Here is a 26850-nt window from a genome sequence, read left to right as displayed (position 1 = left end):
TTTGCTGCCGCTGCGCGCCAGATCGCGGGACAAGCCACGCTCCTACGCCTTAAGCCAAGCGCGTATCCCGGTAGCATCTTGTCATTGTAGGAGCGCGCTTGCCCGCGAAGACGTAGGAAGAGTCGATACAAATATGTCCGATGTACCGGCCCTTTCGCGGCAAGCGCGGTCCTGCGCCTTCGGCAGAAGCGGAAGCGGAAGCGAGGTATGCCTGAGAAGGTTGATTTTCAAGCCAGGTCCGCCGCACTTTGCGCGGCAGACCTGCAGGACTCGGCCTTAGTGGAGCTTCATCCGTGGCTCGGTGCCGCGACCGATTCGGCTGCCCAGCATGAGCATCAGCGTGCGGAACATGCCGTAGAGCGCCATCTGGTGCATGCGGTACAGCGAAACGTAGAACATCCGCGCCAGCCAGCCTTCAAGCATGACACTGCCGGTCAGGTTGCCCATCAGATTGCCGACCGCCGAGAATTTCGACAACGAAATCAGCGAGCCGTAATCCTGGTAGCGATACTCCGGCAGCGTGCCGCCCTCGATGCGCAGCTTCAGTGATTTCACCAGCAACGACGCCTGTTGATGCGCCGCTTGCGCGCGGGGCGGGACGTTGCGGTCGGTGCCTTTTTGCGGGCAGGCCGCGCAGTCACCGAAGGCGAAAATATTGTCGTCGCGGGTGGTCTGCAACGTCGGCCGCACTTGCAGCTGGTTGATGCGGTTGGTCTCAAGGCCGGCGATGCCTTCCAGAAATGCCGGAGCGCGGATGCCCGCCGCCCAGACCTTCAGCGTTGCAGGAATCACTTGACCGGTCGCAGTCACCAGGCTGTCAGCCGTCACTTCGCTGACCGCCGAATTGGTCAGCACCGTGACGCCGAGTTTCTCCAGCGTCTTGTGCACCGGGCCGCCAATACGTTCCGGCAGTGCCGGCAGGACGCGCGGCCCCGCCTCGATCACCGTGATGCGCAGGTTTTCCGGCTTGATCTGACCCAGTCCGTAAGCCGCCAGTTCGTGCGCCGCGTTGTGCAGTTCCGCGGCCAGCTCGACACCGGTAGCACCGGCACCGACGATGGCGACGTTGATCTCTTCGGCCACATCATTCTGGCTGGCGTGGGCCCGCAGGTAGCGATTGAGCAATTGCTGATGAAAGCGCTCGGCCTGCTTGCGCGTGTCGAGGAACAGGCAGTGTTCAGCGGCGCCTTTGGTGCCGAAATCATTGGTCGTGCTGCCGACGGCAATCACCAGCGAGTCGTAATCCAGGCTGCGCGCCGGGACCAGCTCATGGCCGTTTTCGTCGAGGGTCTCGGCCAGATGGATCTGCTTGTTCTCCCGATCCAGCCCGGTCATGCGACCCATCTGAAACTGAAAGTGGTTCCACTTGGCTTGCGCCACGTAGTTCAGCTCGTCCTCATAGGAGTTGAGCGAACCGGCGGCCACCTCGTGCAGCAGCGGTTTCCAGATGTGGGTCAGGTTGGCGTCGACCAGCGTGACGCTGGCGGTGCCTTTCTTGCCCAGGGTTTTACCCAGACGGGTAGCCAGCTCCAGACCGCCAGCGCCTCCGCCGACAATCACAATACGATGGGTCATGGGGATATCTCATAAGGCTTAAGGAATTCTGTGTCAGCGCAATCCGCGCGAGCGCAAGGCAGCTCATAGCGTCAGATCGCTGAGTAAACGGCTCAACGGGCCCAGTCCGATCATCACGACCAGCACAACAACGAGGAGCAGCCAAGGCCGAAAAGGCCGGCGCTCGAAGGTACTCTTCGACACGCGCTGGGTCGTCAGGTTTCAGGCGGCTGGTCATTTGAGGCTCTTTATCAATATTGACCCGGATCAGGAAACGGCGCTGTTGGCTGCGTCAAAGTCCTGGACGCTCGGTTCGATTGGCTCGATACACAAAACGTCGTCCAGACGCACGATGCCGCTTTGTATCACCCGCGCGGTGATTCCGCCATGGCCGCGAACGGCCTGAAAAATGCCGTGGCCCAGGCGTTGCTCAAGGCGCGCGCAGGGCTGACACCAGCCAGTGGTTTCGAAGATCGCCTGGCCGATGCGGAAGCGCCGATTTTTCAGGCTGAACAGGTTGATGCCGCTGACCACGATGTTGCGTCGCAAATCCTGGGGCAACACCGGATTGTCCTCGACTCGCCCCATCAGCGAGCTGACCACCGCAAAATGCTCCCACTGGATGAGCGTGACCTGTCGGGCGTTGCGCGGCCCCGGCCGTGCGTGATCGCCCGTCAGGCCGGCTTCGCGACGAGCTTCCACGGCGTCAAGTTCAACCATCTCGCCACGGGACTCCGGGCGCACACCGATCCAGCGCACACGCCCGCGCTGGGGTACATCGGCGATCAATTCGTGCAACGGACTCATAAACTGATTCCTACATCAAACACCACGCTGCGGCCCAGATTGGTCCGCAGGAAATCCGGAGCATCCGGATGGGCGAACAATACCCGGGCGAAGGTCGGCCCGACCAGCGAGAGAGATCGCCAGCCCTGACGCAAATATTCGGTGGGCGGCGGAAAATGGCTGTTCAGGTCGAGCACTTCGCGCTTGAGGCTGGCGAAGGCAATGATGTCCAGCTCGCTCAAATCCAGCCCACGCTCTTTGTAGTTGTGGGCCTTTTTACGAAGCGTGGGTGCCAGGCGCCGGAGCAACTCGGCAGCGGGAATGCGTTTGGGTTTGGCTTCGCGCCGCACCAGCTGGCTGAGGGAAAACGCGCTGCGCCGACGTTGCAGTTCTTCGCGCCACTCATCGTTGAGCCGACGACCTTCGTCCAGAACAAAGAACACTTCAAAACACGCATCGCGAAACAGTACGTCCGGCGGCTCTTGCCCGGCAGGCAGGAAGTCTTCGGTGCGATGGGGAATGTTCAGGCCTTGCAGCAACCGTTCGCACACCCAACGTTCGCGCTCCCACTTGCGCGCATTGGACAGAAACGCATTGGCTTGCTCGGCCTGGCTCGTCAAAAGACGCAGATAATCGGAGTCATCCATGGCGCCAAGCTTAACGCTCCGGAGGGGAGAAGAAACATAGGGTTAGATTTAAAGTTGCATTGGCCTGCCCGTATTACCCCGTAGGAGCCGGCTTGCTGGCGAATACGGTTTATCACCCACTGCCGCAGTGTCTGACCCATTGCCTTCGCCAGCAAGCCGGATTCTACAGTTTGAGGTACAACGCAGAGCCCGCGCCGCCGCACGTCAAGCGTAGGAGCGCGCTTGCCCGCGATGACGTACGTACAAACGATAGAAATCTGTCGGATGTACGACCGATTCGCGGGCAAGCGCGCTCCTACATGGGCGCGCATGGTTTGCAGGTTTCTTGGCGAACCAGATTTCGTGGGCGTTGGCTCGTGAGCATCTCCCAGACTTCCTCTTAAAACGCCCCGGATTCAATCGACAGCTCAGCCACCAGAAAGTCAATAAACGCCCGGGTCTTCATCGGCACGCGTCGGGCCGAGGGATACACGGCGTTCACCGTAATCGCCGGCGCTTCCCAATCGCACAGCACCGGCACCAAGCGCCCATCCGCCACCGCGCGCTCGACGATGAAATTGGGCAGCAGCGCGATGCCCATTCCCGCCACCGCAGCCTGCGCCAGAATGTCACCGTTGTTGGCGTGCAACGGTCCGCTCACCGTCACCCGCTGGGTCTCCTTGCCGTTGCACAACTGCAGACTCACGCCGCTCTGCAGATAGCCGTAGCTCAGGCACTTGTGGTTTGCCAGATCCTTGGGCGTTTGCGGCGTGCCTTCGCGCGCCAGGTAATCGGGCGAGGCCACCATGATCCTCGGCGCCGGGGCCAGTGAGCGCGCGATCATCGACGAATCCGGCAGGCTGGCGATACGAATCGTCACGTCGAAACCGCCCTTGACCGGATCCACTTGCTGATCGCTCAACACCACTTGCAGCTCGACGTTCGGATGCAGCTTATTGAAACGCGGAATCAGCGGGCCCAGACGACTCAGCCCAAACGACATCGGCGCGTTGACCCGCAACACACCGCGTATTTCACCCATCCCGGTCCGGGCCCGTTGTTCGGCTTCGTCCAACGACGCGATGACATCCCGACACGCGTCGTAGTACTCGGCGCCCGCTTCGGTCAGATGCAGGCTGCGCGTGGTGCGCTGCAACAACTGCACACCGATGGCTTCTTCCAGCGCCTGAATCTGCTTGCTGACTTTCGAGCGCGGTACGTCCAGCGCGCGGGCCGCAGCCGCGAAGCCGTTGGCGCCCACCGTGGCGACGAAAGCGCGCATGCATTCGATACGATCCATGAGCGTTCCTTATTTGGAAACAATGAGTCCCGATTTTATGGGATTGTTCCTTTAGCAGCCAGTCCGTAAATTCACTCCCAAGCCAGCCAACACGCTTAACCAGCACAGCGGCTAACCCATAACGAACTCACTGCTGACCCTCTAAAGGAACCTACCCATGTCCATTCGCGAACTGCTGAACCCATCCAACGCTGCCCTGATCCTGATCGACCACCAGCCGCAAATGGCCTTCGGCGTCCAGTCGATCGACCGCCAGACGCTGAAGAACAACACGGTTGGCTTGGCCAAAGCCGCCAAGATCTTCAACGTGCCGACCATCTACACCTCGGTCGAAACCAAAAGCTTCAGCGGTTTCATCTGGCCTGAACTACTGGCGGTGTTCCCTGATCAGCAGCCGATCGAGCGCACGTCGATGAACTCATGGGAAGACAAAAAACTGGTGGAAGCGGTCAAGGCGACCGGTCGCAAGAAGCTGATCATTGCCGCGCTGTGGACCGAGGTCTGCCTGAACTTCCCGACGCTGGACGCACTGGCTGAAGGCTACGAGGTGTACATCGTCACTGACGCTTCCGGCGGCACGACCAAGGAAGCCCACGACATGTCGGTGCAGCGAATGATTCAGGCAGGCGCCGTGCCGGTGACTTGGCAGCAGGTGCTGCTTGAGTTCCAGCGCGACTGGGCACACAAGGACACCTACGAAGCGGTGATGGAACTGGTCCTGGAACACAGCGGTGCCTACGGCATGGGCGTCGACTACGCGTATACCATGGTTCACGGCGCGCCGCAGCGTAAGTTGGGCTAAAACGCTCGGCTACAAAAAGCTTCGCGATCAAGGTCGCGAAGCTTTTTTCGTTTATGGGTTTGTAACGGCAGAGCAGACTGATGTTGATCACATGCTTATCGAACACCGCAAACCCTTGTAGGAGCGCGCTTGCCCGCGAATGCTTCAGCACAGCCAACATCTAACTACCTGACCCACCGCCATCGCGGGCAAGCGCGCTCCTGCAATTCGATCTCCATCTGGAACGAGGGGAATGTAGCGGCGCGAGTGATGTTCGGTTCGGAGTGGCTGAAGAAGGTCAACCGCCCCCGTTACCTGTCGGCGCTCTTGAACGACTAAGCCTTCGAGCGCTGCGTTTGATCAATGCTGACGAGGGTCGAAATCACCTGAAAACAGCTCGTCTTCAGCATCCGGCGCGACGGGAATCGCGTGTTCTTCCGACGCCCAGGCGCCCAGGTCGATCAGCTTGCAACGGTCCGAACAGAACGGCCGGAATTTACTCTCCGGCGTCCATTCCACGGGCGCTCCGCAGGTTGGGCAATCGACGGTCATTGGTTGGCTCATCACTGGCCTCCACGCAAAGTTAAATAAAAGTGATGCAGACGCTCGACTTCTCTTTTCAGCCAGGCCGGGTCACGGTCATTGACGATCACATCATCGGCCCGGCTCAAGCGCTCCTCGCGACTGGCCTGCGCCTTGAGAATCGCCCGCACCTGTTCCTCGTTGGTCTTGTCGCGCAACACCGTGCGCTCAATCTGCACCGATTCCGGCACATCAATGACCAATACCCGCTGCACCATCTGGTGCTGAGAAGTCTCCAGCAACAGCGGCGACACCAGAATCGCGTAAGCCGATTCAGCGCGCGCCAGGTGCTGACGGATTTCCTCGCGGATCAGCGGATGCAGCAGACCTTCGAGCCAGAACCGCTGTTGCGGGTCCTTGAAAATCAGCTCGCGCAACGCCGAGCGGTTCAGCGTGCCATCGGCCTGCAGCACGCTCGCGCCGAAGTGCTCGGCAATCTGCGCCAGGGCAGGGCGCCCGAGTTCGACGACCCAGCGTGCAGCGTTATCGGCGTCTACCAAGTGCACGCCCAGATCGACGAAGCACTGAGCCGCCGCACTCTTGCCGCTGCCGATGCCACCGGTGAGGCCCAGAATCCAGGGTTTTGACGCAGGAGAAGTCATCTGAAACCGGCGATCTGCAAATACGAAGTCGTTATTTGATCACCCCAGAGCAAAGCGATCCACCCCGCGAGCGCCAGATAAGGACCGAAGGGGATCGGCGTGCTGGTTTCAACATTGCGCAAGCGCAACAAGATCAGGCCCAACACTGCGCCGACAATCGAAGACAGCAGAATCGCCAGCGGCAGAATCTGCCACCCGCCCCACGCGCCGAGCATCGCCAGCAACTTGAAATCGCCATAACCCATGCCTTCCTTGCCGGTGATCAGCTTGAACAGCCAGAACACACACCACAACACCAGATACCCCGCGACCGCGCCCCACAGCGCATCGGTCAGCAACGTGAAGAGCCCGAACGCATTCACGATCAGGCCCAGCCACAGCAGCGGCAACACGATCGCGTCCGGCAGCAATTGGTGATCGGCGTCGATCAAACTCATCGACAACAGCCCCCACGTCAGCACCAGCATCGCTGCTGCCTGCCAGCCGAAACCGAAATGCCAGGCGATGAAGGCCGAAAGTAAGCCACACGCCAATTCAACCAGTGGGTAACGCTTGCTGATCGGGGCTTTGCACTGGGAACACTTGCCGCCGAGGAACAGATAACTCACGACCGGAATGTTTTCCCACGCGCGGATTTTGTGAGAGCAATGCGGGCAGCGGGAGTGGGGGAGGATGAGGTTGAAGGTTTCTGTTTGGGGTTCGGCGGGGAGGTCGAGCATTTCCCGGGACTGGGCTTTCCAGTCGCGGATCATCATTTTTGGGAGGCGGTAGACGACTACGTTGAGGAAGCTGCCGACGAGTAGGCCTAGGATGAGCGTGCATAGAACGAAGGCCAGCGGGGAGCTGGCCAGGAGGTCGAGGAGGGGCATGGTTAGACGACACTGCCTAGTTGGAATATTGGAAGGTACATGGCAATGACGAGCCCGCCGACAATGACACCGAGGAAGGCCATGATCATAGGCTCCATGAGGCTTGTCAGACTGTCGACCATGTTGTCGACTTCGTCTTCGTAGTAGGTAGCCACCTTATCGAGCATAGAGTCCAGCGCGCCAGACTCTTCGCCAATGGCGGTCATTTGTACTGCTAACATTGGGAATACGCCTGTGCTGCGCATAGAGAAGTTCAGTTGCATGCCCGTTGATACGTCTTGTTTGACTTTGTTGACGGCATTTCTAAAGACGACGTTGCCGGTCGCGCCTGCCACGGAATCCAAGGCTTCAACCAGCGGGACACCGGCGGCGAAGGTTGTGGAAAGTGTACGGGCGTAGCGAGCCACAGCGGATTTGTACAAAAGTGGGCCGATAATTGGAATTTTCAACAGTAATCTATCGATCCAGTTTCGAAATTTTTCTGATTTCTTATGGGCGTTTTTGAATGCCAGCACTGCTGCGACAAGGCCGATAAGGAACATGTACCAATAGCTCTGCAGTGCCTCGGAAAGGCCAATCACCATCAACGTAAATGCCGGAAGTTTCGCCCCGAAGCCTGCGAAAACGGATTGGAACTGAGGAACCACTTTGATTAATAGAATCGAGCTGACTATGAGCGCCACGATCACCACCGCGATTGGGTAGGTCATGGCTTTTTTGATCTTTGCTTTGAGGTACTCAGTTTTTTCTTTATACGTTGCCACACGCTCCAGAAGTGCTTCAAGGGCGCCGGCCTGCTCGCCAGCATCTACCAAGCTGCAATAAAGATCGTCAAAGTATTGCGGCTTTTGGCGCAAGGCGGCTGCAAAGCTGTGACCGGCGGCGACTTCCTGTTTAATGTCGTCCACAAGCTTGCGCATATTCGGGTTGTCTGAGCCCTCACTAATAATGTCAAAGGACTGCAGCAGTGGCACTCCCGCTTTCATCATTGTCGCCATCTGGCGACTGAAAAAAGCGATGTCCAATGGTTTGATTTTTTTGCCAGAACCGAAAATGGAGACCGGTTTTTTCCGGACCTTGGTAGGGTTGATGCCTTGCTTGCGCAGCTGCGCTTTAACCAGTGCCTGATTATGCCCGTTGACCTCTCCCTTCTGTTTCACGCCTTTTTTATCGATACCTTCCCAGGTGTAAACGCTGACTTTTACTGCTTTGGTCGCCATGCTTAATCCTTGGTCACCCGGTTGATTTCTTCAAGGCTTGTAACCCCTTGCATTGCCTTGATCAGGCCGGATGTACGCAGGTCGTTGAAGCCGTCCTTACGCATTTGCTCCGAAATTTCTATGGAGTTGCCTTCTTCCATAATGATGCGCTCCAAGGCGGGAGTGCTTTTAACGACCTCGTAAATGCCGACCCGGCCCTTGTAGCCGGCATTACAGTGTTCGCAGCCCACAGGGGAGTAAAGCTTGAATGAGCCGATTTGCGACTCCGGGAAACCTTCTGCAACCAATGTCTCGCGTGGGATGTCGACCTCTTGCTTGCAGAGCGGGCACAGCTTCCGTGCGAGGCGCTGCGCAATAATCAGGTTGATCGCAGTGGCAATGTTGAATGCCGCAACGCCCATGTGGTGCAACCGGGTAAGTGTTTCAGCGGCACTATTAGTGTGAAGTGTGGAGAGCACCATATGCCCCGTCTGGGAGGCCTTAATGGCAATTTCCGCGGTCTCCAGATCTCGAATTTCCCCGACCATGATTACATCGGGATCCTGGCGCAGGAAAGCACGAAGCGCTTGAGAGAAATCCATCCCTTGGCGTGGATTGACGTTGACCTGGTTGATACCTTCCAGGTTGATTTCAACGGGATCCTCAGCTGTTGAGATGTTGATGTCGACCGTATTCAGTATGTTCAGACCGGTGTAGAGGGAAACCGTTTTGCCAGAGCCTGTTGGACCTGTGACTAAGATCATTCCTTGCGGCTTGCTTAACGCCTCCAAATAAAGTGCCTTCTGCTCGGGCTCGTAACCCAGCGCGTCGATACCCATCTGGGCACTCGTTGGGTCAAGCAATCGCATAACGATTTTCTCGCCCCAGAGCGTAGGCAGCGTGTTGACACGAAAATCGATGGCGCGATTTTTGGAAATGCGCAGCTTTATCCTGCCGTCCTGAGGCCTGCGACGTTCAGAAATATCCAGGCTTGCCATCACTTTTAGTCGCGCGGCTATTCGGCCGGCTAAGTGAATCGGTGGCTTTGCCACCTCATGGAGAATGCCGTCCGTACGTAGTCTCACGCGAAAGATTTTCTCGTAGGGTTCGAAATGCAGGTCGGAAGAGCCTAATCGGATGGCATCCATCAACATCTTGTTTACGAAGCGGACCACCGGAGCGTCATCAGCGTCCTGACCGGCGATGGATGACTCCTTGCTCTCATCGACCGTTTCGATTTCAAGGCCCAGATCCACATCAGCCAAATCACCCATGCCAGCGTGGCTGTCGAAAAACTTTTCGATTGCTGCGGTGAGCTTGTCATCCTCCACCAAGATAGCTTCAGTGGTAAGGCCAGTGCTGAACTGGATATCGGTGATGGCTTGATGATTAGTGGGGTCAGAAATACCCACAAACAGCTTATTGCCGCGACGCCACAGGGGCAGCGCCGAGTGTTGGCGAATAAGTTTTTCGCTCACAAGGCCTCGCGGCTGGCTGTCCTTATCAAGGTTTGTGAGATCCATAAACGGGATCCCGAACTGATCAGATGCCACTTCTGCAAGCGTCAGGCTTCTGACCAGCTTGCTCTGCACCAAGTAGCTAACCAGTGAGACTTTGTTCTGGCGAGCCTGAAGATAAGCCTGCTGCGCAGCTTTTTCATTCAGGAGCTCAGCGACAACGAGCTGTTTGGCCAAACCCGTAAGCACGACATCAGTCATTAAAACCACCACACACAGACAGTCACTGGTTTATATCGCAGTCGGGCTTTGCTGCCAAATACTCCCCAGCTATGTGACCATATTTGTCACATTCTGCTGATCGCCGACGGCATTGCGAGAAGGGCACGAATCATTACGGCCAGATTACAGCAACTGAGGAGATTGGCACGGCATATGCGTAGGTCACTCAGACGCGACACCAAATTGACGATCGGAGATGTACGTTATGCAAACACAGAAAGGCTTTACCCTCATTGAATTGATGATCGTGGTAGCGATCATTGGGATTTTGGCTGCGGTTGCACTGCCTGCCTATCAAAACTACACGATGCGCGCACGCTATACAGAAGTTACCTCCGTTGCTGATGGCTACAAGACGGCTGTTGCGATGTGTATTTCCTCGCTGAATAGCCGAACCGGCTGCAGTGCCGGGACTAATGATATTCCGGGTTCAGTGACTACTCCTTACGTCACAAGCGTGGGTGTCACAGACGGCGTTATCTTAGTAACTCCTAGCGGTGCCGGCAGCATTCTTGCGGCGGCTACGTACTCGCTGACGCCGGTTATCGCTAATGGTGCTACTACTTGGACTGTTGGCGGTGGCTGCCTTACTTCCAGCCCTACTCTCTGCAAACCAGCAGGTTCTTGATCTAGGTGTAAAAAGGGCGCTGAAAAGCGCCTTTTTTATAAAAGGTCCTTTTTTCGTAGTGGGGCGTCATGTTTTTTGAAAGATCAGCGCAACCCAGGCTTTACTTTTATTTTTGTATGTCGCTGTATTTTGTTTCTGCCGTGTTTACGCCGATATCCGGAAACGACTGGCAGCGCGTTGCTCAATCGGTAGTTTCCCTATTGTGCTGCTTTGCTCTGGTCTCTAGTGGAAGGCACGAGTCGCGTGCATTTCTGGATAAAGTGACTGTAAGCCTAGGTACGGTCGTATTAGGCCTCGGTCTGTTATCCATCTGGAAGTCTCATCAGCCCCAATGGGCCTTGGTTGAGCTCGCGGTCTTATTGAGCAGCTGCTGCATCGTCAGTGCATTCGCGCTTGAGCGCGCCCGCTTTGGGCAGGATCTTGACCGGATACTTATTTCATTTGTGATTTTTTTATGTGCGGTAAAAAGTCTGCAATTCATTGCTGCCCTCGCTGCGGCGTTATTCAGTGGCATTGCTACCCTCGATTCCACTTTACTGTTTGAGGGTTTCTCGAATAGACGCTTTTACGGACAATTTCAGACCTTCACGTTACCTCTACTAGCATTGCCACTTTTATTAGCAGCGACAAAGATCTCTACCAAATTCTGGGTGTTTCTGCTCCTTGGGTGCTGGTGGATGATGGCTATTGCGGGCGGATCTCGTGGCACTTGGTTAGGAATGGCGTGCGCTGCGATATTCATTTTTTGCTGCTGCGGGGCCGGCGGTCGACGTTGGTTCAGATGGCAAATCACCGCAGCAGCAACCGGGCTAGCTCTGTTTTTGTTTTTTTTCAGCTTTCTCCCTGGCTACATGAATGTTGAGGTGACGAATTTTGCAGGCGACCGGCTAAACACCTCATTATCCGCGCGTGAAATAATCTGGCAGCAAGCGTGGGAAATGATTAAAGCGCGCCCTCTGCTCGGCTTTGGCCCCATGCACTTCGCGGACATCCACAACCAGGTTGCGGCACATCCTCACCAGATTTTTTTGCAATGGGCATGTGAGTGGGGCATCCCCTCAACACTTTTAGTGACGGGGCCCGTGGCGCGAGGATTGCTGGCCACTTTGCAGTTGATCAGGAAACGAATCGCGTCGAGTGGGTCTGTCGATATATTAAGAATCTGCCTTTTTGGGAGTCTGCTGGGCGCACTGACGCAGGCTATGGTGGACGGCGTAATAGTCATGCCTTACTCCCAACTTTGGATGGCGCTTGTAGTGGGTTGGCTCATGGGTATCCATGAATGGTCCTCTTCGGAGTCGGCTAACGTGGCATTTCGCTGGTGTTGGAGCGCCACACTGATTCTCGCAGTCGGCTTGCTCATGTACACGGTGGTCCGAGACTTTCCCGACCTCGACAGGCGTGAAGATCAATACGGTCGTGATTTCGGCGGAATCCTGCAGCCACGGTTTTGGCAGCAAGGAGTGATTGCAGAATCGCCGCCGTAGCTTGCCGGAACCAAGGGCGCCTGCTAATTTTCCATCCGAAGCCGAAATAGCTCAGTCGGTAGAGCAGCGCACTCGTAACGCGAAGGTCGTAGGTTCGATTCCTATTTTCGGCACCATTTCTCATCAGCGGTCACACAGAAGCCCAAAGCTCAACGAGCATAAGCGTCAACCCGAGCATCACTCCGGTCTCGCGACCTTCCTCCGCAGTTATAAAGAAGGTCGGTTCGTGTTACCTCCATCGAATAGCTCCATATCTCCAATCTGCCCGACTCGCCAGCATCACGGTTCCTGCCTGAAGGTGTATTTGCAATGGAGCTAGCGCCGAGAGCATCACTGATCAAGCAGTTGGCGCCCTTGGCAATGCAGTGGGGCGTGACGGCTTACTCCGCTGCAGTCTCGTTGGGCCTTTCGGTCCTGTTCGCGCGCAGTATGGGATCGAGCTCGTTTGGGCATTACACCTACATCTATGTGCTGGTGAGCGTTCTTGTGCTTATGCAGGATGCAGGTTTCAACACACTCTTGATGCGGGAGCGAGCGTCGCCATCCGCTGCTCTAAGCACACGTTACTCAGAACTACCAAGCACTGCGCTGATGCACCTGCTGCTAACAACTTCAGTTTTCGTTTTGCTTGCTGGCGCATTGCACCTTTGGATAGACGGGCCTGCTCTCATGGCCGGCATCTTCTGCTTCGCCATGATCACTCTCACGCAATGGCAGTCCTCCTGGTTTAAGGGCGCCGGAAATTTTGAGCGAGATGCCCAGTTTCTTTTCTATGGCAGAACCGTAAGCGCCTTGCTTGTACTTGGGTCGGTGCTCATCGCTGGCGCTGATCCAGTGTCGATTTTTCTCGCTTGGGCGCTTGGTCTGGGCCTGACGCTCGCATGCCACTTCAAGCACTTCCCAACGTTGCGCCGTATTGAGTGTAAGGTGCCGGTTTGGGCCTATCGCAGTTCGGTCAGTTTCTTCGCGGTCGGTCTCGCTTCTACTCTCTATCACCACATCGACATCGTTATTCTTCGGCACCTGTTGGGGGAAGTGCCTGCCATTGGTCAATATGCGGTAGCGACGAGGATTCAAGATGGCCTGATGGCGCTAGCTACGCCAGTGGCTTTGATGCTGTTTCGGAGGATGAGAATACTGGCGGTAGATGGCGACGAGGGAAACCGATTCAGCCGCAATTCGGTTGTCGGAGCGGCGTTCGTCGGTTTGCTTTTGGCGGTGGGCGGGTGGGTACTTGGCCCCTGGGTGGTTGGGATCTTGTTTGGGAGCGCTTTCTCAGATGGGGCTCACACCATAATTCGTCTACTGTTCGCCGGACTGATCTTTGCGCTTCCGAACTACGTGATGGCACAGCATGCCATCGCCACCCAGCAGGAGCGATGGTTTGCAAAAAGCTTAATGGTTGCTGTCACCGTCAACGTCGCTCTGAACTTCGCCTTGATTCCGGTGATAGGCGTTGAGGGGGCGGCCCTCGCCACCGTTCTAACCGAGGTATGCCTGTGCGCCGCGCTTTGCTTGAAGCTACGCAGGGCCTTGTTCGGTTGATTATTTAAAGCCGACGAAGTCTTACCTTAGAATGCGCAGCGCCCCGTGAAACAGGGCTCTGCGAGTTACAAAGCAATCAACAAATCCCCGGCGGAATCCCGTCCTTATTAAGATCCTTCAACCGCTCCTTCTCTTCCTCAGTCGAGTGAGCCGGCACGTCCTTCTCAGGTTGTTCTTTCTCGTCAGGTTTCTTCTCGTCAGCCATCGTCATTTCCTCATCTGCCCTATCAAAAAACCGAAAGCCAAAAAGCTCAAGCCCAAACCGCCGTCTCGCTGTTGATCTGCGCCCGAGACGTGGCATTGGACTGCCGCTGCCGATGCAGATCTTCACGCATTTTGGAAAAATTAAGCGGCTTCGACGGCAGCTGCCTCAGCACCACATCTGAGATCAGATATTCGCCGCAGTCACGGCAGACAACCACCTGACCACCCTGAGTCGGCTCACGCTGGTCAGCTTCTGCCTGGCACAGATAACAGTTCATGCTGGTTCTCCCTATGAAGGTAATAACAAGCAGAGCCCGACCAGTCGGCGCAGTTCAACCTTAAAGACGCCGGGGCGATCTCAGATGCTCAGTCGCATCGACAAATCCACCGCCGTCACATCCTTGGTCAGCGTCCCGATAGAAATGTAATCAACGCCGGTCTCAGCGATTGTGCGCAAGGTCGCGTCGGTCACACCGCCGCTGGCCTCCAGCTTGGCGCGGCCGGCGGTGAGGCGCACGGCTTCGCGCATGTCGTCCAGGCTCAGTTCGTCGAGCATGATGATGTCGGCGCCGCCGTCGAGGGCTTGCTCAAGTTCGTCGAGGCTTTCCACTTCGATTTCCACGGGCTTGCCCGGCGCGATCTTGTGCGCGGCGGTGATGGCTTCCGCAATACCGCCACACGCAGCGATGTGGTTTTCCTTGATCAGGAAGGCGTCGAACAAGCCGATGCGGTGGTTATGACAGCCGCCGCAGGTGACGGCGTATTTCTGCGCCATTCTCAGGCCCGGGAGGGTTTTGCGGGTGTCGAGCAGTTTGACCTGAGTGTCCGCGACCATGTCGGCGTAGCGCTGCGCACGGGTGGCAACGCCTGACAGCAGCTGCAGAAAGTTGAGCGCGCTGCGTTCGCCCGTCAGCAGGGAGCGGGCGGGGCCTTCCAGGTGGAACAGCGCCTGATCGGGCTGCACGCGATCGCCGTCAACGACCTGCCAATGGACCGCGACGCGCGGGTCAAGCTGACGGAAAACAGCGTCAACCCACGCCGTGCCGGCAATTACCGCTGCGTCGCGGGAGATCACAGTGGCCTTGGCCAGTCGCTCCGCCGGAATCAGCTGCGCGGTGATGTCGCCACTGCCCACATCCTCCAGCAACGCACGGCGCACGTTGGCTTCTATTTCAGCAGTGAGGGCGTCAAGACGTAGGTTTGGCATATCAGGCTCCACGGACTAAGTGCGCCGAGTATATGGCAGACGCGTGTACCAACCTACGTACGCCAGGTGCCCAGTCGGGTGCATGGCCTGCACTTTGTCGGTTTTTTCCTCGGTTATGCGACAGATTGTGATTTTGATGGTCTATCGCTGCACACATCGCTTCGCCGCCTCCTATTATTCCAATCAAGGCGAAGTGGCCGCTGGCGAGCGGGCCTGATTTACCTGATACTTTCGCCTTGTATTTGACGTCATAGCGTTGACGTTAGCCTGCAACATCCCCAGGGATAAAATTTTGAGATCCGTCCGAATGGAGTCGAGTCTTCATTCGCTGCGGGGTGTAGCTGTTGTTAAAGCAGTTGTGTCGACGGTGTGAGGAGTCCTTGATGCAGAACGACGCTAACAAAGTGGTGCCCTTGAAGGCAGGTACGGATCATCCGGGATCCTCGCCAGTCGCTCGGCTGCCCGTCGTTCTGCTTCAGGTCCGTGACCGGGCGGCGCAGCAGTTGAAGGAAAGCCTGCAAACGCTGTTCGATAACGCTGACGACACGCTTTTCGAGATGGCCGACCGTGCTCACAACAACGCTGAGCAGAACATCTTTTTCGAAGCCATGCGCGACTTGCGCCTGAAGCGCAAGAGCATCGAGCGCAACTTCCTCGACAAATTCTTTGAAGCATTCCTGCGCCTTGGCCAGTACGAAGTGTCTGAGCCCCCTATTCCCGAGCCCGTTTCCTACGACAAGCTTGCACTGGTCCATAACGATGATCTCGAACGCACCGTCGCGGTTGACGCAATGGTGGTCAAGGTCATGAGTCGCGACGGTATCCCCCTTGGTCAACTGACCACGCGTTTGAACGTACTCATCCCCCAGCCGTTGACCGATGGGACCAATCCGTTGGGGCCGACGCTGCTGTGCGACTATTTCCTGCAGGCCGGGCGCAGTCTTGGCGTTGAAATCAAGGTGAAGCTGATCATTTTGAAGTTGTTCGAGAAGTACGCCTTGAGCAACGCCGATCAGCTCTATGAGGAAGCCAACCAGTTGTTAATTTCCGCCGGTGTATTGCCGGAACTCAAAGTGCTGCCGTCCCGTCGTTCGACTGATCGTAGCGCCAGCGCGCCGCCTTCGAGCGAAGCCGTGCGTGCCGACAACGCCGCCATTCTTCAGGCGACGGAAAGTCTCGATAAAAGCGTGCAGGACGTGTTTTCTGCCCTGCAGGAATTGCTGGTGCACGTCCGTGGCAACCTGACGCCGCGCCCCGAGTTGGTGGCCGATGCGCGCCCGATTTCCAGTCAGGACCTGCTGCGTCTGCTGTCCCATTTGCAGCAATATGTACCGAAAGCCGAAGAGAGCGATGACTTCAACCTTCGCGCTCAGCTTGAGCAGTTGATCAGCCGGGTCAGCGCAAGGAGCGGCAAGTTTCGCGTCGTCGGCACGATGGATGAGGATGTTATCAACCTCATCTCGATGCTGTTTGAATTCATTCTCGACGACCGCAACCTGCCGGGTTCACTGCGCGCGTTGATCGGCCGCTTGCAGATCCCGATGCTCAAGGTCGCCGTCATCGACAAGAGTTTCTTCAGCCGTGGCAGCCATCCTGCGCGCCGGCTGCTGAACGAAATCGCTTCTGCGGCGCTCGGCTGGGGTGGTCGCGACGACACTCAGCGCGACTCGCTTTATGCCCGCATCGATCAGATTGTCCAGCGCCTGCTCCACGACTTTGTCGATGACCCGGCTATCTTTACTGAGCTGCTGGTAGATTTTCTGGCCTTCACCAGCGACGAGCGTCGTCGCAGCGAATTGCTTGAGCAGCGTACCCGTGACGCCGAACAAGGCCGCGCGTTGGCCGAGTTGGCCCGTCAGCGAGTGCAGCAGGCGCTGAATGATCGCCTGCTCGGCAAGACCCTGCCGCAGGTGGTTGTTCGCCTGCTGCAGGAGGCCTGGAGCAAGGTGCTGTTACTCACGTGTCTGAAACACGGTGATCGGTCGATCGAGTGGACGTCAGGGCTTCAGGCCATGGACGATCTGATCTGGAGCGTCGAGCCCCATGACGAGCCGGAAGCCCGACAGCGTTTGCTCGAGCTGGTGCCCGGGCTGCTGAAATCCCTGCGCGACGGCTTGAGCAGCGCCGCTTTTGATCCGTTTGCCACCAGCGAATTCTTCAGCCAGCTCGAGGTGCTTCACGTCCAGGCGTTCAGCCACGTGACGAGAGCACCCGGCACGACTACTGATGGCGATCAGGCCGGGTCTGATTACGGGCCGACGATGATGGCAGTGGTCGAAGAGATCGTGCTGGTTGGGCCGGGCGAGCAGATTCAGGCTGAGCCGTCGATGCAATTGCCCGCCGATGACGAAGGTTTAATGCAAGTCGAAAAGCTCCGTCTGGGCAGTTGGGTCGAGATCCACGAGGACGAATCCCACAAGCTGCGCTGCAAGCTGGCGGCGATCGTCGAGCCAAGCGGGCGCTATGTGTTCGTCAATCGCACCGGTATGAAGGTGCTTGAGAAAACCCGCATGGGCCTGGCGGTGGAATTCCGTCGCGGCACCATTCGTGTCCTCGACGACGCTCTGCTGTTCGACCGCGCACTGGAGTCGGTACTGGGCAATCTGCGCAAGCTCAAGAGCTAAGGCCAGATCGGTCCTACGACCCCTGACTGCGTATCCGCGCGACCTTAGCGTAGATTCGCCATCCACTTCTGTTTCTGTCGCGGGCATACTGCGCGCTGTCGTTTCACGCCCAAAGGACTTCCCATGCATCTGGACCCTGCCACCGGCTGGTGCCACGGCGCGCAGCATTGCCCTTCACCCAATTTCAATGGCCGCCCTGAAAACGAAATCTCGTTGCTGGTGATCCACAACATCAGCCTGCCGCCCGCGCAGTTCAAGACCGGCAAGGTCCAGGCATTTTTTCAGAACCGGCTGGACGTCACAGAACACCCTTACTTTGAAGGCATTGCCGAGCTGCGGGTGTCTGCGCATTTCCTGATCGAGCGCGATGGGGAGGTGACTCAATTCGTGTCGTGCCTCGATCGTGCCTGGCACGCAGGTGTCTCGGTATTCGACGGTCGCGAGACGTGCAATGACTTTTCCATTGGCATCGAGCTTGAAGGCACTGATGATCAGCCTTTCACTGACGCGCAATATGAGGCGTTGATCGAATTGACCCGCCAGTTGCAGGCGGCGTGGCCGGCGATCACGGGGGTACGCATATGCGGTCACAGCGATATCGCGCCGGGGCGCAAGACCGATCCGGGTCCGTGTTTTGACTGGGCGCGGTTTCGTGCCGCCCTTGAAGTTTGAAGTGAGGAACAGCTAATGAGTTTTCTGGTTTTGCTGCTGGCGGTGTGGATCGAGAAGTTCTCGGCCCTGCGCCAGCGAATTCAGCGCGACGGGCCATGGCTCAATCAATTGAGCCGGCTGGAATCCAACCCACGCTCAGCCAAACGGCCGTGGTGGATTTTGATGGTGACGGTTGTGCTGCCTTTGGTGGTCCTCGCCCTGGTATTGGTGATTGTCGGCTCGGTTGCCTATGGCTGGCTCGCGCTGCCGATCCATTTGCTGGTGCTGATTTACAGCCTGGGCCGTGGCGACGTCAAAGCCACGCTCGGCTCGTTTCGAGACGCCTGCCGTCGGGGTGATCAGGAAGCGGCGGTGCTGGTCGCGGAACGTGATCTGGGTGTCCAGGCCGAGAATGAAGAACAGCTATTGGGCGGCGCTCAAACGTATTTGCTGTGGCAGATTTATCAGGGCTTTTTCGCGGTGATTTTCTGGTATTTCGTGCTCGGCCCGGTGGCCGCGTTAGCGTACCGCTTACTGGCCCTCGCTTCGGAGCATGGCAAAACCCCTGCGCTGGTCGAACGCGCAACCCAGGCCAGGCATGCATTTGACTGGGTGCCCGTACGCTTGCTGGCGGCCAGCTTTGCACTGGTCGGAAACTTCGTCGCGGTCAGCCGGGTGATGCTCAGCGAACTGCTCAACTGGAACATCAGCGCCTCGCGCCTGATCAGCAAAGTCGGTTGCGTCGCCGGCGAGGTCCCCGCGCCAGTGGTGGGCGTCGAAGGTGTCAACAGCCTGGACGTGCTCTGGGAATTGCTCATCCGCTCGGCCATCGTCTGGTACGTCGGCTTTGCGTTGATCACGTTATTCGTTTGAATCGCCGGGAGCCGGCAAGCCGGCTCCCGCGTATTCAGCACTTGCGTCGCTTGACCCAAACCACCCTCTGCGAATTGACCAGCGTTGCCGCTTCGCTACCTGACCGCTGATTGACATAGATCAATACCCCGCCGGTTCCTGACGCTATCCTGCTTTGCCTTCGGCCAGACGCCGCCATCCCTCTGAACTAACATTTCTTTTTTCAAAGTTATCCATCCTTCAAAAATATAATTAGCCAAGCAAGGATGGCTTGTCGCCAGTAATTAGCGGCAGGTTGATTCTTGATTAACAAGAATCCTTTGCTATAGCTAAACCTTCTCGCTTTTTTCAAATAGGGCAACGCAATGTCAGTCGCTAAGAAAATGAGCGTGGGCCAGCTCACGATGTTGACTGCGGTCAACATGCTGGGATCCGGCATTGTGTTGTTGCCCACCAAGCTCGCGGAGGTCGGCGGCATTTCCATCCTTTCCTGGCTGATCACGGCCACCGGCTCGCTGGCTCTGGCATACGCTTTTGCGCGGTGCGGCATGCTCAGTCGCAAGACCGGCGGCATGGGCGGCTACGCGGAATACACATTCGGTAAATCGGGCAACTACATCACCAACTACACATACGGTTTGTCGTTGTTGATTGCGAACGTGGCTATCAGTATCACCGCAGTTGGATATATTCAAACGCTGTTTGATATTAAGTTGGGCTCCCTGGAAGTCGGCCTGGCCACCATCGCGCTGTTATGGATTACCACGTTCGCCAACTTCGGCGGCGCGAGTATTACCGGCAAGATTGGCGCAGTGACCGTATGGGGTGTTATTGCTCCCGTGGTGCTGGTATCGACAATCGGCTGGTTCTGGTTCGACAGCAGCACGTATGCGGCAGGATGGAATCCCCACGACAAAACCTGGTACGAGGCAGCGGGCGCTTCGGTGGCGATTACCTTGTGGGCGTTTCTCGGGCTGGAGTCGGCGTGCGCCAACGGCGATGCCGTCGAAAACCCCGAGAAGAACGTGCCCATCGCGGTGCTCGGCGGGACCCTCGGTGCAGCGGTGATCTACATCGTGTCGACCAACGTCATCGCCGGCATCGTCGGCAACGCGGAGCTTGTTTCTTCAACCGCACCCTTCGGGCTGGTGTTCGCCAAGATGTTCAACCCCATGATCGGCGACATCGTCATGGGCCTGATGATACTGGCCTGCGTCGGCTCGTTGTTGGGCTGGCAGTTCACGGTGGCGCAGGTGTTCAAAAGCTCGGCGGACACCGGTTACTTCCTGCCGATCTTTGCCAAAGCCAACAAGCACGGGGTGCCCATCATCAGCATGCTCATCTTGCTGGCGATTCAGACAGGCCTCGCGCTGTTGACCATCAGTCCTGACTTGGCGAAGCAATTCGACACGCTGGTCAATCTTGCCGTGGTGACCAACCTGGTGCCGTACATCCTGTCGATGGCAACGCTGATGACCCTGCAAAAGGTCTCCAACGTACCGCCGCAAAAAGCCCTCATCACCAACATCGTCGCTGGCATCGCAACCGCGTACAGCTATCTGGCGCTGTACAGCTCCGGCGCTGAAGCGTTGATGCTCGGCGGGGTGGCGACCATCGTCGGCTACACCCTGTTCGGCTTCGTCAACACTCGCCTGATCAAGCTTGAAGCGCTGAACAACAGCGTACCGACACAGACTGTCGCGGCGCAGCACATCGTCGGCGAGTCGATCCCCGTCAATAACCTGAACCTGGCCACTCTGGAGACTCGACCATGAGCGACAACAGACACCTGCTCGGCATGCTGGCGCTGCTGGTGAGCAGCCAGCCCGACAAACGCAGCGTGTTCGGCCGGGCCCTGATCCAGCTGATCAGCGACGTGGAAGAACGATCCATCAGCGTGCTGACCTCCGAAAGCTTGAGCGACGCGAAGTCGATTCTCAGCACCGATCCGGCGATCCAGTGCGTGTTGCTCAGTTGGGAGATGGACGACAGCCAGGACCATCATCAATGCATCGATCTGCTCACGACCCTGCGCGAGCGCAACACGCGCGTGCCGGTGTTTCTGATCAGCGATCGCAGCACGGCGTCGAGTGTGCCGTTGATTGTCATGCAGCACGCCGACGACTTCATCTGGCTGCCGGAAGACACCAGCCGCTTCCTCAGCGGGCGCATCATGGCGGCTATCGAGCGCTATCGTCAGGCGGTGTTGCCGCCGATGTTCGGCGCGCTGCTGAAGTTTGCCCGCAGCTACGAATATTCCTGGCACACCCCGGGCCACGCCGGCGGCACGGCGTTTCTGAAAAGCACCGCAGGCCGCGCGTTCTACGAGTTCTTCGGCGAAAACCTGTTGCGCTCCGACCTGTCGATTTCCGTCGGCGAACTGGGCTCGTTGCTCGACCACAGCGGCCCGATCGGCCAGGGCGAGCGCTATGCGGCGAAGGTGTTCGGGGCCCACCGAACGTACTACGTGACCAACGGTTCATCGATGTCCAACCGCGTGATCCTGATGGCCAGCGTAACTCGTGACCAGATCGCCTTGTGCGACCGCAACTGTCACAAGTCTGTCGAGCACGCGATGACGCTGTCCGGTGCGATCCCCACCTATCTGGTGCCGACCCGTAACCGCTTCGGCATTATCGGCCCGATCCTGCCGCAGACCCTGAGCCCCGAGAGCGTCAAAGCCGCCATCGCCAGTAACCCGCTGGTCAAAAGCCATACCGACCCGACGCCGGTGCATGCCATCGTCACCAACTCCACCTACGACGGCCTGACCTACAACGTCACCCGCGTCGAAGAGCTGCTGGGGCAGAGTGTTGACCGGCTGCACTTTGACGAAGCCTGGTACGGCTACGCGCGGTTCAACCCGCTCTACAAAGACCGCTTCGCCATGCACGGCAGCCCGGATGATCACGATCCGTCCAAGCCCACCGTATTTGCCACGCAGTCGACTCACAAGCTGCTCGCGGCGTTGTCTCAGGCCTCGATGATTCATGTCCGTAACGGCCGCAACCCGATTCCCCACGGGCGTTTCAACGAGTCCTACATGATGCACGCGTCGACTTCGCCCAATTACGCGATCATGGCGTCCTGCGATGTCAGCTCGGCGATGATGGAAGCGCCGAGTGGACAGATTCTGACCAACGAATCCATCGAAGAAGCCGTCGCGTTCCGTCAGGTCATTTCGCGCATGCAGACCGACATGCTGAGCCACGACGACTGGTTTTTCTCCTGCTGGCAGCCGCCTACAGTGCAGGTCGGGGCCACGGCGATTGCGTTTCACGAAGTCGATCCCGTCCAGCTCAAGACCGATCCAAATTGCTGGGTCTTGCACCCCAACGAGGTGTGGCACGGCTTCGGCGACATCGAAGACGGCTACTGCATGCTCGACCCGATCAAGGTGTCCATCCTCAGCCCGGGCATGGGCGACGACGGCAACCTGCAGGACTTCGGCATTCCGGCCTGTGTGCTCAGTGCCTATCTAGGGCATCAGGGCATCGTCGTCGAGAAGACCACCGACTTCACCATCCTCTTCCTGTTCTCCATCGGCATCACCAAGGGCAAGTGGGGCACGCTGGTCAACGCGTTGCTGGATTTCAAACGCGACTACGACACCAACCTTGAGCTGGAGCTTTGCCTGCCCGAATTGCTCACTGCGAACCAGCAGCGCTATGCCGGCATGGGGCTGAAGGATCTGGCAGAAGACATCTTTGCCGCGATGAAAGAGACCAAGACCACGGCGGCCATGTCGAAGGCGTTCGGCACGTTGCCCAAGGCGGAATTCAGCCCGGTGGAGGCTTACGAGAAGTTGGTCAAAAACGAGGTGGAGCAGGTCACCCTGGAGGAGGCCGCTGGGCGTATTGCCGCGACGGGCATCGTGCCGTATCCGCCGGGCATCCCGCTGCTGATGCCGGGGGAAAACGCAGGGACTGCGGACGGGCCGTTGCTGGCCTATCTTCGGGCGCTGGAAAGCTTCGACCGGTCATTCCCCGGTTTCACCCACGACACCCACGGGATTGAAAGCGAAGCGGGTTTTTATCGGATGCTGGTGTTGAAATAACTTCAGCGCTGAAAGAGGTGGGCGATCTGGCGCACCTCCGGCTCAGTTGCTCTGGGCCTTTTGCAGCGCCTGCTGCGTCAGCGCCACGCACTCACGTCCGCCGTCATCGTTGTGCCGCGCCAAGGCCGCTTCGGCGCGATGCACGGTGGTGTCGATATCGTTTTTGACCGCGTCGCTGAGATTGGGATTGGCGACTTTCGCGTCACGAACCTTGCTCAGGTTCATCTGGCACTGATTGTTGTCGTCGTTGGCATTTGCCGCGAAGGGCAGGGCACATGCAGTCAGGAGCAAGCCGGCGAGCAGGGCGTGTTTCATGTGGGTTTCCGCAGAAGTAAGTGTGTGGCTCGTTATCTGTACGAGCTTTGCGCATCAGACCTCAGATTCTGAATTTCCGCCAGTGGGTGCTTAACGCGAGCTGTCACTTGACCAGCGTGATGATGCCCACCACCTTCTTGTCGCCATCCAGTACCGGCAGGTATTTGCTGTCATTCGTGGCCAGCATCTTCATCGCGTCAGCCATCGAGTGCTCCAGGGACAGGCTTTGCGTACTGCGCGAGAGAATCCGCGCGGCGTCGATATCTGAACGGTTGCGCCGCAGCGCGTGCTCTTCGGTCTTGTGCAGAATCTCCTCGAGGTCCTCGCGGGAGACGTCGACGAACTCGCCCATTTCCTCCAGCGCCCTGTCGAGATCCTCAGCGTTGAAGCCATCGCTGTTGAGTGGCACCTGTTCGGGCACCGGCAGCTCTCCGGCCTGCGCCTTGGGATAAAGCACCCTCGTCAGGTTGTTGTAGATCAGCGCGCCGGCCAGCAGACACACCGCGTTGAGCATCACCGGGCCAAGCACGTGCAGGCCCATGGGCGACAGCTCGTTCTTCGACGTGACGATGCAGATCGCCACCGCCGCAGCGGGCGGGTGCAGGCAGCGGAACACGCACATGAGCAGGATAGACGAGCAGACCGCCAAGCTGGCGGCGTTAATGGTGTTGCCGAGCAGCCTGATGGACAACAGCGCCACCAGCGCGGCGATCAGATAGCTGCCGAGGATCGACCACGGCTGAGCGAGCGCGCCGGTCGACACGGCGAACAGCAGCACCGCCGACGCGCCGACCGGGCCCAGCAGGTGCAGCGTGATGTCGATGTCATACAGCTCGCGGCAGAATACCGCGCTGACGAAGATGCCCAGGCACGCGCCGATTGCGGCGCGCGACCATTCGGCAGGGTGAGTGTTAAGCGAGTGGGGGATGAAACTGCGTAGGAGGTTTTTCACGATCAACACATTTCAAGAGAGGGGATAAAAGCGCGGGGATTTTCAATGGATTGGCCGGCCAAGGCAAACGTGAAGAGCGCTGGCTTGATTCAAGACGCTTGAGACATGGAATAGATGCGCGCAAAAGAAAGCCACCCCTGTCGCCAAGGTCGGGGTTACCTGGCTGCGTGGGTGGCGCTGTGCAAAGCTGCATTCACAAACTGCGCGACTGAGCTGACTGTCGAGCTCGGCGTGCAGGTCGGGCCTCTTCAACTTCCAGCAAGTGCATGGCCAATACGTCAGTCAAAAACCGGAACTGATCGTTAAAGCCCACCACCTCATTGCTGAAGTGGTTTTCCGCCGAAGGCATCATGAAGCCGCCGAAGCGATTGTCCTCAACGAGACCATGGCTGTTCTTGCGGGCAACGACATGTTGTGAGTAATAGTTCTTTCCAAATCTGGGAAAACTAACGTGCAAAGTGACGTCTCGGGTCATGTCGATTGCTCCGCATCTAACAGAAAGTTGAAAGCGTGAAAGGTGCTGATAAGTGTCAGCTACTTGGCCTTAGTTGGCCGGTGCCACAACACGATGGTCCTCTTCGTCCGCGGTCATGACGACCGATCCCAGATCGAAGAGTTTGAGGGCGACGACGTAGCTGGTGAGCGCTGCGAGCGTCAAGCAAGTAAGGAGATGAACGATCATTTTTCCTGCCCTCGGTTCGTGTTTGGGTGTGAGGGCGATGGTACGCCCATGAGTTTTGAGCGGAAGGCATTCCCGGGAATGTTGGTTATCGACGGGAATGATGGATCGGGAATCCTGTAGGAGCGCGCCTGCCCGCGAATGCGTCCAGTCAGGCGCTTCATACTTTCTGACCCAACGTGATTCATGGGCAGACGCCCTCTATAACAGGTTGTGCGTCTGCCCGCCCTCTTGCAGGATTTCGCCACTCACGCCCGAAGGGTTTCCCCATACCGATGCGTCGCCAGGCACGCCAGCAGCAAGCCACTGATCGCTACCATCCCGCCCACCAGACCGATGTTGGCCACGCCGAGCTGGCTGATCACCACGCTGCCCAGCAGCGCGCCGCCGCCGATGCCGATGTTGTAGATGCCCGAATGCAGCGCCATTGCCACGTCCGTTGCATCCGGCGCCATCGCCAGCACCTTGGACTGCATCACCAGACCAAAGCACATGATCGCCATGCCCCAGACCACGCTCAGCGTACCCATCGACGAGGCACTGCCGGACAGCGGCAGCAGCAGAATCAGACACGCCGCCAGCACGCCGATCGCGGTGATCAGCAGGCCGCGCGGGTAACGGTTGTTGTAGCGGCTGAAGATCACGGATCCTACGATCCCGGCCCCGCCGAACAGCAAGAGGATAACGGTGGTCATGTCGCCGGTCATCTTCGCCACGAGCTGTGCGAACGGTTCGATGTAGCTGTAGGCCGTGAACTGTGCCGTGACCACCAGAGCCGTCAGCAGATAGAGCGACATCAGCGCCGGGCGCTTGAACAGCATTGGCAGGCTGCGCAACGAACCCGAGTTCTGGCTCGGCAGCAGCGGCAGCGATTTCATCAGCACCACCACAGTGAGGCCCGAGGCTAAGGCTATCGCCAGGAACGTTGCACGCCACCCCAGCGCTTCGCCAAGCACGCGCCCCAGCGGAATGCCGAGCACCATCGCCAGCGCGGTGCCGGTTGCCAGGAGCCCGAGTGCTTGAACCTGCTTGCCCTCCGGCGCCACTCGCACGGCCAGCGATGCGGTGATCGACCAGAACACGGCGTGGGCCACCGCAATGCCGACGCGACTGACCAACAGCATGCCGAAGCTCGACGACAGGCTCGACATCACGTGGGCGACGATGAACATCAGAAACACAAACAACAGCAACTTGCGCCGCTCGATGTTGCGGGTCAGCAGCATCATCGGCAGGGAGGTCAGCGACACGATCCACGCGTAGACCGTGAGCATCAGGCCGACCTGCGCTGTGGTCATGTCGAAGCTATGGCCGATGGCGCTCAACAAACCCACCGGCACGAATTCGGTGGTGTTGAAAATGAAGGCCGCCAGGGCCAGCGCGATGACGCTCAGCCAACTTCCGGTGTGTGCGTTAGTGGTATTCATTAAAACGAATGCCCTCCTGAAGAATTTCGTTTGCCGTTTCCCCGGTAAAAACGCCGACAAGCAGGAAGACCGCTCGAGGCGTTTGCCTGGGCGGTGCATGCGGTCAGCTGAATATTATGAGTATGGGGAGGTGCGACGAGATGTTGCGGATTCTACGCCGTTGTAAACGTTGTCACAACGCAGC

The 26850-nt window shown here is 58.0% G+C and carries 25 protein-coding genes, 1 tRNA gene and 1 pseudogene; 10 read left to right on the top strand and 17 right to left on the bottom strand.

Translation table 11 applies throughout. The annotated features are described in order from the left end of the window. Positions 1 to 276: 276 nt before the first annotated feature. The 5 genes and pseudogenes from L4G42_RS14160 to L4G42_RS14140 all read right to left on the bottom strand — a co-directional run bounded on the left by L4G42_RS14160 (position 277) and on the right by L4G42_RS14140 (position 4266). Positions 277 to 1575, bottom strand: coding sequence for an NAD(P)/FAD-dependent oxidoreductase (locus tag L4G42_RS14160; protein ID WP_237259295.1), 1299 nt, complete (start codon positions 1573 to 1575; stop codon positions 277 to 279). A 63-nt stretch (positions 1576 to 1638) separates the two neighbouring features. After that, positions 1639 to 1792, bottom strand: a pseudogene (locus L4G42_RS14155) (DUF3094 family protein). Positions 1793 to 1821: 29 nt separating this feature from the next. After that, on the bottom strand, positions 1822 to 2361 hold the full coding sequence (locus L4G42_RS14150; protein WP_237255115.1) for an MOSC domain-containing protein: 540 nt from the start codon (positions 2359 to 2361) through the stop codon (positions 1822 to 1824). Further along, complete coding sequence (locus tag L4G42_RS14145; RefSeq protein ID WP_237259296.1) at positions 2358 to 2987, bottom strand: DUF1780 domain-containing protein; 630 nt, start codon at positions 2985 to 2987, stop codon at positions 2358 to 2360. The genes L4G42_RS14150 and L4G42_RS14145 overlap by 4 nt, the downstream gene beginning before the upstream one ends. A gap of 379 nt (positions 2988 to 3366) precedes the next feature. After that, positions 3367 to 4266, bottom strand: a complete 900-nt coding sequence (locus tag L4G42_RS14140; protein ID WP_237259297.1) for a LysR family transcriptional regulator — start codon at positions 4264 to 4266, stop codon at positions 3367 to 3369. 157 nt (positions 4267 to 4423) lie between these two features. On the opposite strand from L4G42_RS14140, the gene L4G42_RS14135 reads away from it, so the two are divergent. Next, positions 4424 to 5068, top strand: coding sequence for a hydrolase (locus L4G42_RS14135; protein WP_237259298.1), 645 nt, complete (start codon positions 4424 to 4426; stop codon positions 5066 to 5068). A gap of 339 nt (positions 5069 to 5407) precedes the next feature. Here L4G42_RS14135 and yacG read toward each other — a convergent pair whose 3' ends face one another. The 5 genes from yacG to pilB are packed head-to-tail and all read right to left on the bottom strand — an operon-like array spanning position 5408 to position 10017. After that, positions 5408 to 5611, bottom strand: a complete 204-nt coding sequence (gene yacG / locus L4G42_RS14130) for a DNA gyrase inhibitor YacG (protein WP_062378727.1) — start codon at positions 5609 to 5611, stop codon at positions 5408 to 5410. Beyond that, entirely contained in the window at positions 5611 to 6231 is a 621-nt protein-coding gene (coaE, locus tag L4G42_RS14125) for a dephospho-CoA kinase (RefSeq protein WP_237259299.1), read from the bottom strand. Before coaE ends, yacG begins: the two co-directional genes overlap by 1 nt. After that, positions 6228 to 7100, bottom strand: a complete 873-nt coding sequence (locus L4G42_RS14120) for a prepilin peptidase (RefSeq protein ID WP_237259300.1) — start codon at positions 7098 to 7100, stop codon at positions 6228 to 6230. The genes coaE and L4G42_RS14120 overlap by 4 nt, the downstream gene beginning before the upstream one ends. A 2-nt stretch (positions 7101 to 7102) precedes the next feature. Further along, positions 7103 to 8320 carry a type II secretion system F family protein gene (locus tag L4G42_RS14115; RefSeq protein WP_237255017.1) on the bottom strand — a complete coding sequence of 406 codons (1218 nt, stop codon included), beginning with the start codon at positions 8318 to 8320 and terminating at the stop codon, positions 7103 to 7105. Between the two features lie 2 nt (positions 8321 to 8322). Further along, positions 8323 to 10017 carry a type IV-A pilus assembly ATPase PilB gene (gene pilB, locus L4G42_RS14110; RefSeq protein WP_237255016.1) on the bottom strand — a complete coding sequence of 565 codons (1695 nt, stop codon included), beginning with the start codon at positions 10015 to 10017 and terminating at the stop codon, positions 8323 to 8325. 226 nt (positions 10018 to 10243) lie between these two features. On the opposite strand from pilB, the gene L4G42_RS14105 reads away from it, so the two are divergent. The 4 genes from L4G42_RS14105 to L4G42_RS14090 all read left to right on the top strand — a co-directional run bounded on the left by L4G42_RS14105 (position 10244) and on the right by L4G42_RS14090 (position 13698). Next, positions 10244 to 10666 carry a pilin gene (locus L4G42_RS14105; protein WP_237260903.1) on the top strand — a complete coding sequence of 141 codons (423 nt, stop codon included), beginning with the start codon at positions 10244 to 10246 and terminating at the stop codon, positions 10664 to 10666. 68 nt (positions 10667 to 10734) lie between these two features. Beyond that, positions 10735 to 12153 carry an O-antigen ligase family protein gene (locus L4G42_RS14100; RefSeq protein ID WP_237260901.1) on the top strand — a complete coding sequence of 473 codons (1419 nt, stop codon included), beginning with the start codon at positions 10735 to 10737 and terminating at the stop codon, positions 12151 to 12153. A 40-nt stretch (positions 12154 to 12193) separates the two neighbouring features. Then, positions 12194 to 12269: transfer RNA gene (locus L4G42_RS14095), tRNA-Thr, on the top strand. 193 nt (positions 12270 to 12462) lie between these two features. Then, a complete protein-coding gene (locus L4G42_RS14090) occupies positions 12463 to 13698 on the top strand; it encodes an oligosaccharide flippase family protein (RefSeq protein WP_237259301.1) in 1236 nt (411 codons plus the stop codon). 76 nt (positions 13699 to 13774) lie between these two features. On the opposite strand, the gene L4G42_RS26050 is transcribed toward L4G42_RS14090, so the two are convergent. The 3 genes from L4G42_RS26050 to nadC form a co-directional block, all read right to left on the bottom strand. After that, positions 13775 to 13903, bottom strand: a complete 129-nt coding sequence (locus L4G42_RS26050; protein ID WP_272903866.1) for a hypothetical protein — start codon at positions 13901 to 13903, stop codon at positions 13775 to 13777. A 46-nt stretch (positions 13904 to 13949) separates the two neighbouring features. Beyond that, on the bottom strand, positions 13950 to 14180 hold the full coding sequence (locus L4G42_RS14085) for a hypothetical protein (protein ID WP_237254850.1): 231 nt from the start codon (positions 14178 to 14180) through the stop codon (positions 13950 to 13952). Positions 14181 to 14260: 80 nt separating this feature from the next. Continuing rightward, positions 14261 to 15109 carry a carboxylating nicotinate-nucleotide diphosphorylase gene (gene nadC / locus L4G42_RS14080; RefSeq protein WP_237254849.1) on the bottom strand — a complete coding sequence of 283 codons (849 nt, stop codon included), beginning with the start codon at positions 15107 to 15109 and terminating at the stop codon, positions 14261 to 14263. Positions 15110 to 15492: 383 nt separating this feature from the next. Between nadC and L4G42_RS14075 the strand changes: the two genes are divergently transcribed. The 5 genes from L4G42_RS14075 to L4G42_RS14055 all read left to right on the top strand — a co-directional run bounded on the left by L4G42_RS14075 (position 15493) and on the right by L4G42_RS14055 (position 23293). Continuing rightward, complete coding sequence (locus L4G42_RS14075; RefSeq protein WP_237254848.1) at positions 15493 to 17733, top strand: DUF1631 domain-containing protein; 2241 nt, start codon at positions 15493 to 15495, stop codon at positions 17731 to 17733. Positions 17734 to 17856: 123 nt separating this feature from the next. Continuing rightward, positions 17857 to 18405: a 1,6-anhydro-N-acetylmuramyl-L-alanine amidase AmpD gene (gene ampD, locus L4G42_RS14070; RefSeq protein ID WP_237254847.1), complete on the top strand. Its 549-nt coding sequence runs from the start codon at positions 17857 to 17859 to the stop codon at positions 18403 to 18405. Between the two features lie 15 nt (positions 18406 to 18420). Continuing rightward, entirely contained in the window at positions 18421 to 19257 is an 837-nt protein-coding gene (gene ampE / locus L4G42_RS14065; protein WP_133774262.1) for a regulatory signaling modulator protein AmpE, read from the top strand. A 344-nt stretch (positions 19258 to 19601) separates the two neighbouring features. After that, on the top strand, positions 19602 to 21011 hold the full coding sequence (potE, locus tag L4G42_RS14060; RefSeq protein WP_237254846.1) for a putrescine-ornithine antiporter: 1410 nt from the start codon (positions 19602 to 19604) through the stop codon (positions 21009 to 21011). Continuing rightward, complete coding sequence (locus L4G42_RS14055) at positions 21008 to 23293, top strand: Orn/Lys/Arg family decarboxylase (RefSeq protein ID WP_237254845.1); 2286 nt, start codon at positions 21008 to 21010, stop codon at positions 23291 to 23293. The genes potE and L4G42_RS14055 overlap by 4 nt, the downstream gene beginning before the upstream one ends. Before the next feature lie 42 nt (positions 23294 to 23335). Here L4G42_RS14055 and L4G42_RS14050 read toward each other — a convergent pair whose 3' ends face one another. The 4 genes from L4G42_RS14050 to L4G42_RS14035 all read right to left on the bottom strand — a co-directional run bounded on the left by L4G42_RS14050 (position 23336) and on the right by L4G42_RS14035 (position 26666). Continuing rightward, the gene (locus L4G42_RS14050; protein WP_237254844.1) at positions 23336 to 23608 is read right to left on the bottom strand and encodes a hypothetical protein; all 273 of its coding nucleotides are present in this window, start codon (positions 23606 to 23608) and stop codon (positions 23336 to 23338) included. Between the two features lie 103 nt (positions 23609 to 23711). After that, a complete protein-coding gene (locus L4G42_RS14045; protein WP_237254843.1) occupies positions 23712 to 24560 on the bottom strand; it encodes an HPP family protein in 849 nt (282 codons plus the stop codon). 193 nt (positions 24561 to 24753) lie between these two features. Beyond that, positions 24754 to 25035: a hypothetical protein gene (locus L4G42_RS14040; protein WP_237254842.1), complete on the bottom strand. Its 282-nt coding sequence runs from the start codon at positions 25033 to 25035 to the stop codon at positions 24754 to 24756. Positions 25036 to 25487: 452 nt separating this feature from the next. Further along, a complete protein-coding gene (locus L4G42_RS14035) occupies positions 25488 to 26666 on the bottom strand; it encodes a sugar transporter (protein WP_237254841.1) in 1179 nt (392 codons plus the stop codon). Positions 26667 to 26850: the final 184 nt, after the last annotated feature.

The organism is Pseudomonas petrae (assembly GCF_021728295.1).
Lineage (GTDB): Bacteria > Pseudomonadota > Gammaproteobacteria > Pseudomonadales > Pseudomonadaceae > Aquipseudomonas > Aquipseudomonas petrae.
This window is presented reverse-complemented; position numbering and strand designations above follow the sequence as displayed.

Excerpts from the sequence above, each read along its gene's own strand:
- L4G42_RS14105 (WP_237260903.1), top strand. The coding sequence starts at position 10,244 with ATGCAAACACAGAAAGGCTTTACCCTCATTGAATTGATGATCGTGGTA.
- L4G42_RS14150 (WP_237255115.1), bottom strand. The coding sequence starts at position 2,361 with ATGAGTCCGTTGCACGAATTGATCGCCGATGTACCCCAGCGCGGGCGT.
- ampE (WP_133774262.1), top strand. The coding sequence starts at position 18,421 with ATGAGTTTTCTGGTTTTGCTGCTGGCGGTGTGGATCGAGAAGTTCTCG.
- pilB (WP_237255016.1), bottom strand. The coding sequence starts at position 10,017 with ATGACTGATGTCGTGCTTACGGGTTTGGCCAAACAGCTCGTTGTCGCT.
- L4G42_RS14090 (WP_237259301.1), top strand. The coding sequence starts at position 12,463 with ATGGAGCTAGCGCCGAGAGCATCACTGATCAAGCAGTTGGCGCCCTTG.
- L4G42_RS14115 (WP_237255017.1), bottom strand. The coding sequence starts at position 8,320 with ATGGCGACCAAAGCAGTAAAAGTCAGCGTTTACACCTGGGAAGGTATC.
- coaE (WP_237259299.1), bottom strand. The coding sequence starts at position 6,231 with ATGACTTCTCCTGCGTCAAAACCCTGGATTCTGGGCCTCACCGGTGGC.
- L4G42_RS14040 (WP_237254842.1), bottom strand. The coding sequence starts at position 25,035 with ATGACCCGAGACGTCACTTTGCACGTTAGTTTTCCCAGATTTGGAAAG.
- L4G42_RS14085 (WP_237254850.1), bottom strand. The coding sequence starts at position 14,180 with ATGAACTGTTATCTGTGCCAGGCAGAAGCTGACCAGCGTGAGCCGACT.
- L4G42_RS26050 (WP_272903866.1), bottom strand. The coding sequence starts at position 13,903 with ATGGCTGACGAGAAGAAACCTGACGAGAAAGAACAACCTGAGAAGGAC.
- potE (WP_237254846.1), top strand. The coding sequence starts at position 19,602 with ATGTCAGTCGCTAAGAAAATGAGCGTGGGCCAGCTCACGATGTTGACT.
- nadC (WP_237254849.1), bottom strand. The coding sequence starts at position 15,109 with ATGCCAAACCTACGTCTTGACGCCCTCACTGCTGAAATAGAAGCCAAC.
- L4G42_RS14135 (WP_237259298.1), top strand. The coding sequence starts at position 4,424 with ATGTCCATTCGCGAACTGCTGAACCCATCCAACGCTGCCCTGATCCTG.
- L4G42_RS14075 (WP_237254848.1), top strand. The coding sequence starts at position 15,493 with ATGCAGAACGACGCTAACAAAGTGGTGCCCTTGAAGGCAGGTACGGAT.
- L4G42_RS14050 (WP_237254844.1), bottom strand. The coding sequence starts at position 23,608 with ATGAAACACGCCCTGCTCGCCGGCTTGCTCCTGACTGCATGTGCCCTG.
- L4G42_RS14120 (WP_237259300.1), bottom strand. The coding sequence starts at position 7,100 with ATGCCCCTCCTCGACCTCCTGGCCAGCTCCCCGCTGGCCTTCGTTCTA.
- L4G42_RS14055 (WP_237254845.1), top strand. The coding sequence starts at position 21,008 with ATGAGCGACAACAGACACCTGCTCGGCATGCTGGCGCTGCTGGTGAGC.
- L4G42_RS14035 (WP_237254841.1), bottom strand. The coding sequence starts at position 26,666 with ATGAATACCACTAACGCACACACCGGAAGTTGGCTGAGCGTCATCGCG.
- L4G42_RS14145 (WP_237259296.1), bottom strand. The coding sequence starts at position 2,987 with ATGGATGACTCCGATTATCTGCGTCTTTTGACGAGCCAGGCCGAGCAA.
- L4G42_RS14160 (WP_237259295.1), bottom strand. The coding sequence starts at position 1,575 with ATGACCCATCGTATTGTGATTGTCGGCGGAGGCGCTGGCGGTCTGGAG.
- L4G42_RS14100 (WP_237260901.1), top strand. The coding sequence starts at position 10,735 with ATGTTTTTTGAAAGATCAGCGCAACCCAGGCTTTACTTTTATTTTTGT.
- yacG (WP_062378727.1), bottom strand. The coding sequence starts at position 5,611 with ATGAGCCAACCAATGACCGTCGATTGCCCAACCTGCGGAGCGCCCGTG.
- ampD (WP_237254847.1), top strand. The coding sequence starts at position 17,857 with ATGCATCTGGACCCTGCCACCGGCTGGTGCCACGGCGCGCAGCATTGC.
- L4G42_RS14140 (WP_237259297.1), bottom strand. The coding sequence starts at position 4,266 with ATGGATCGTATCGAATGCATGCGCGCTTTCGTCGCCACGGTGGGCGCC.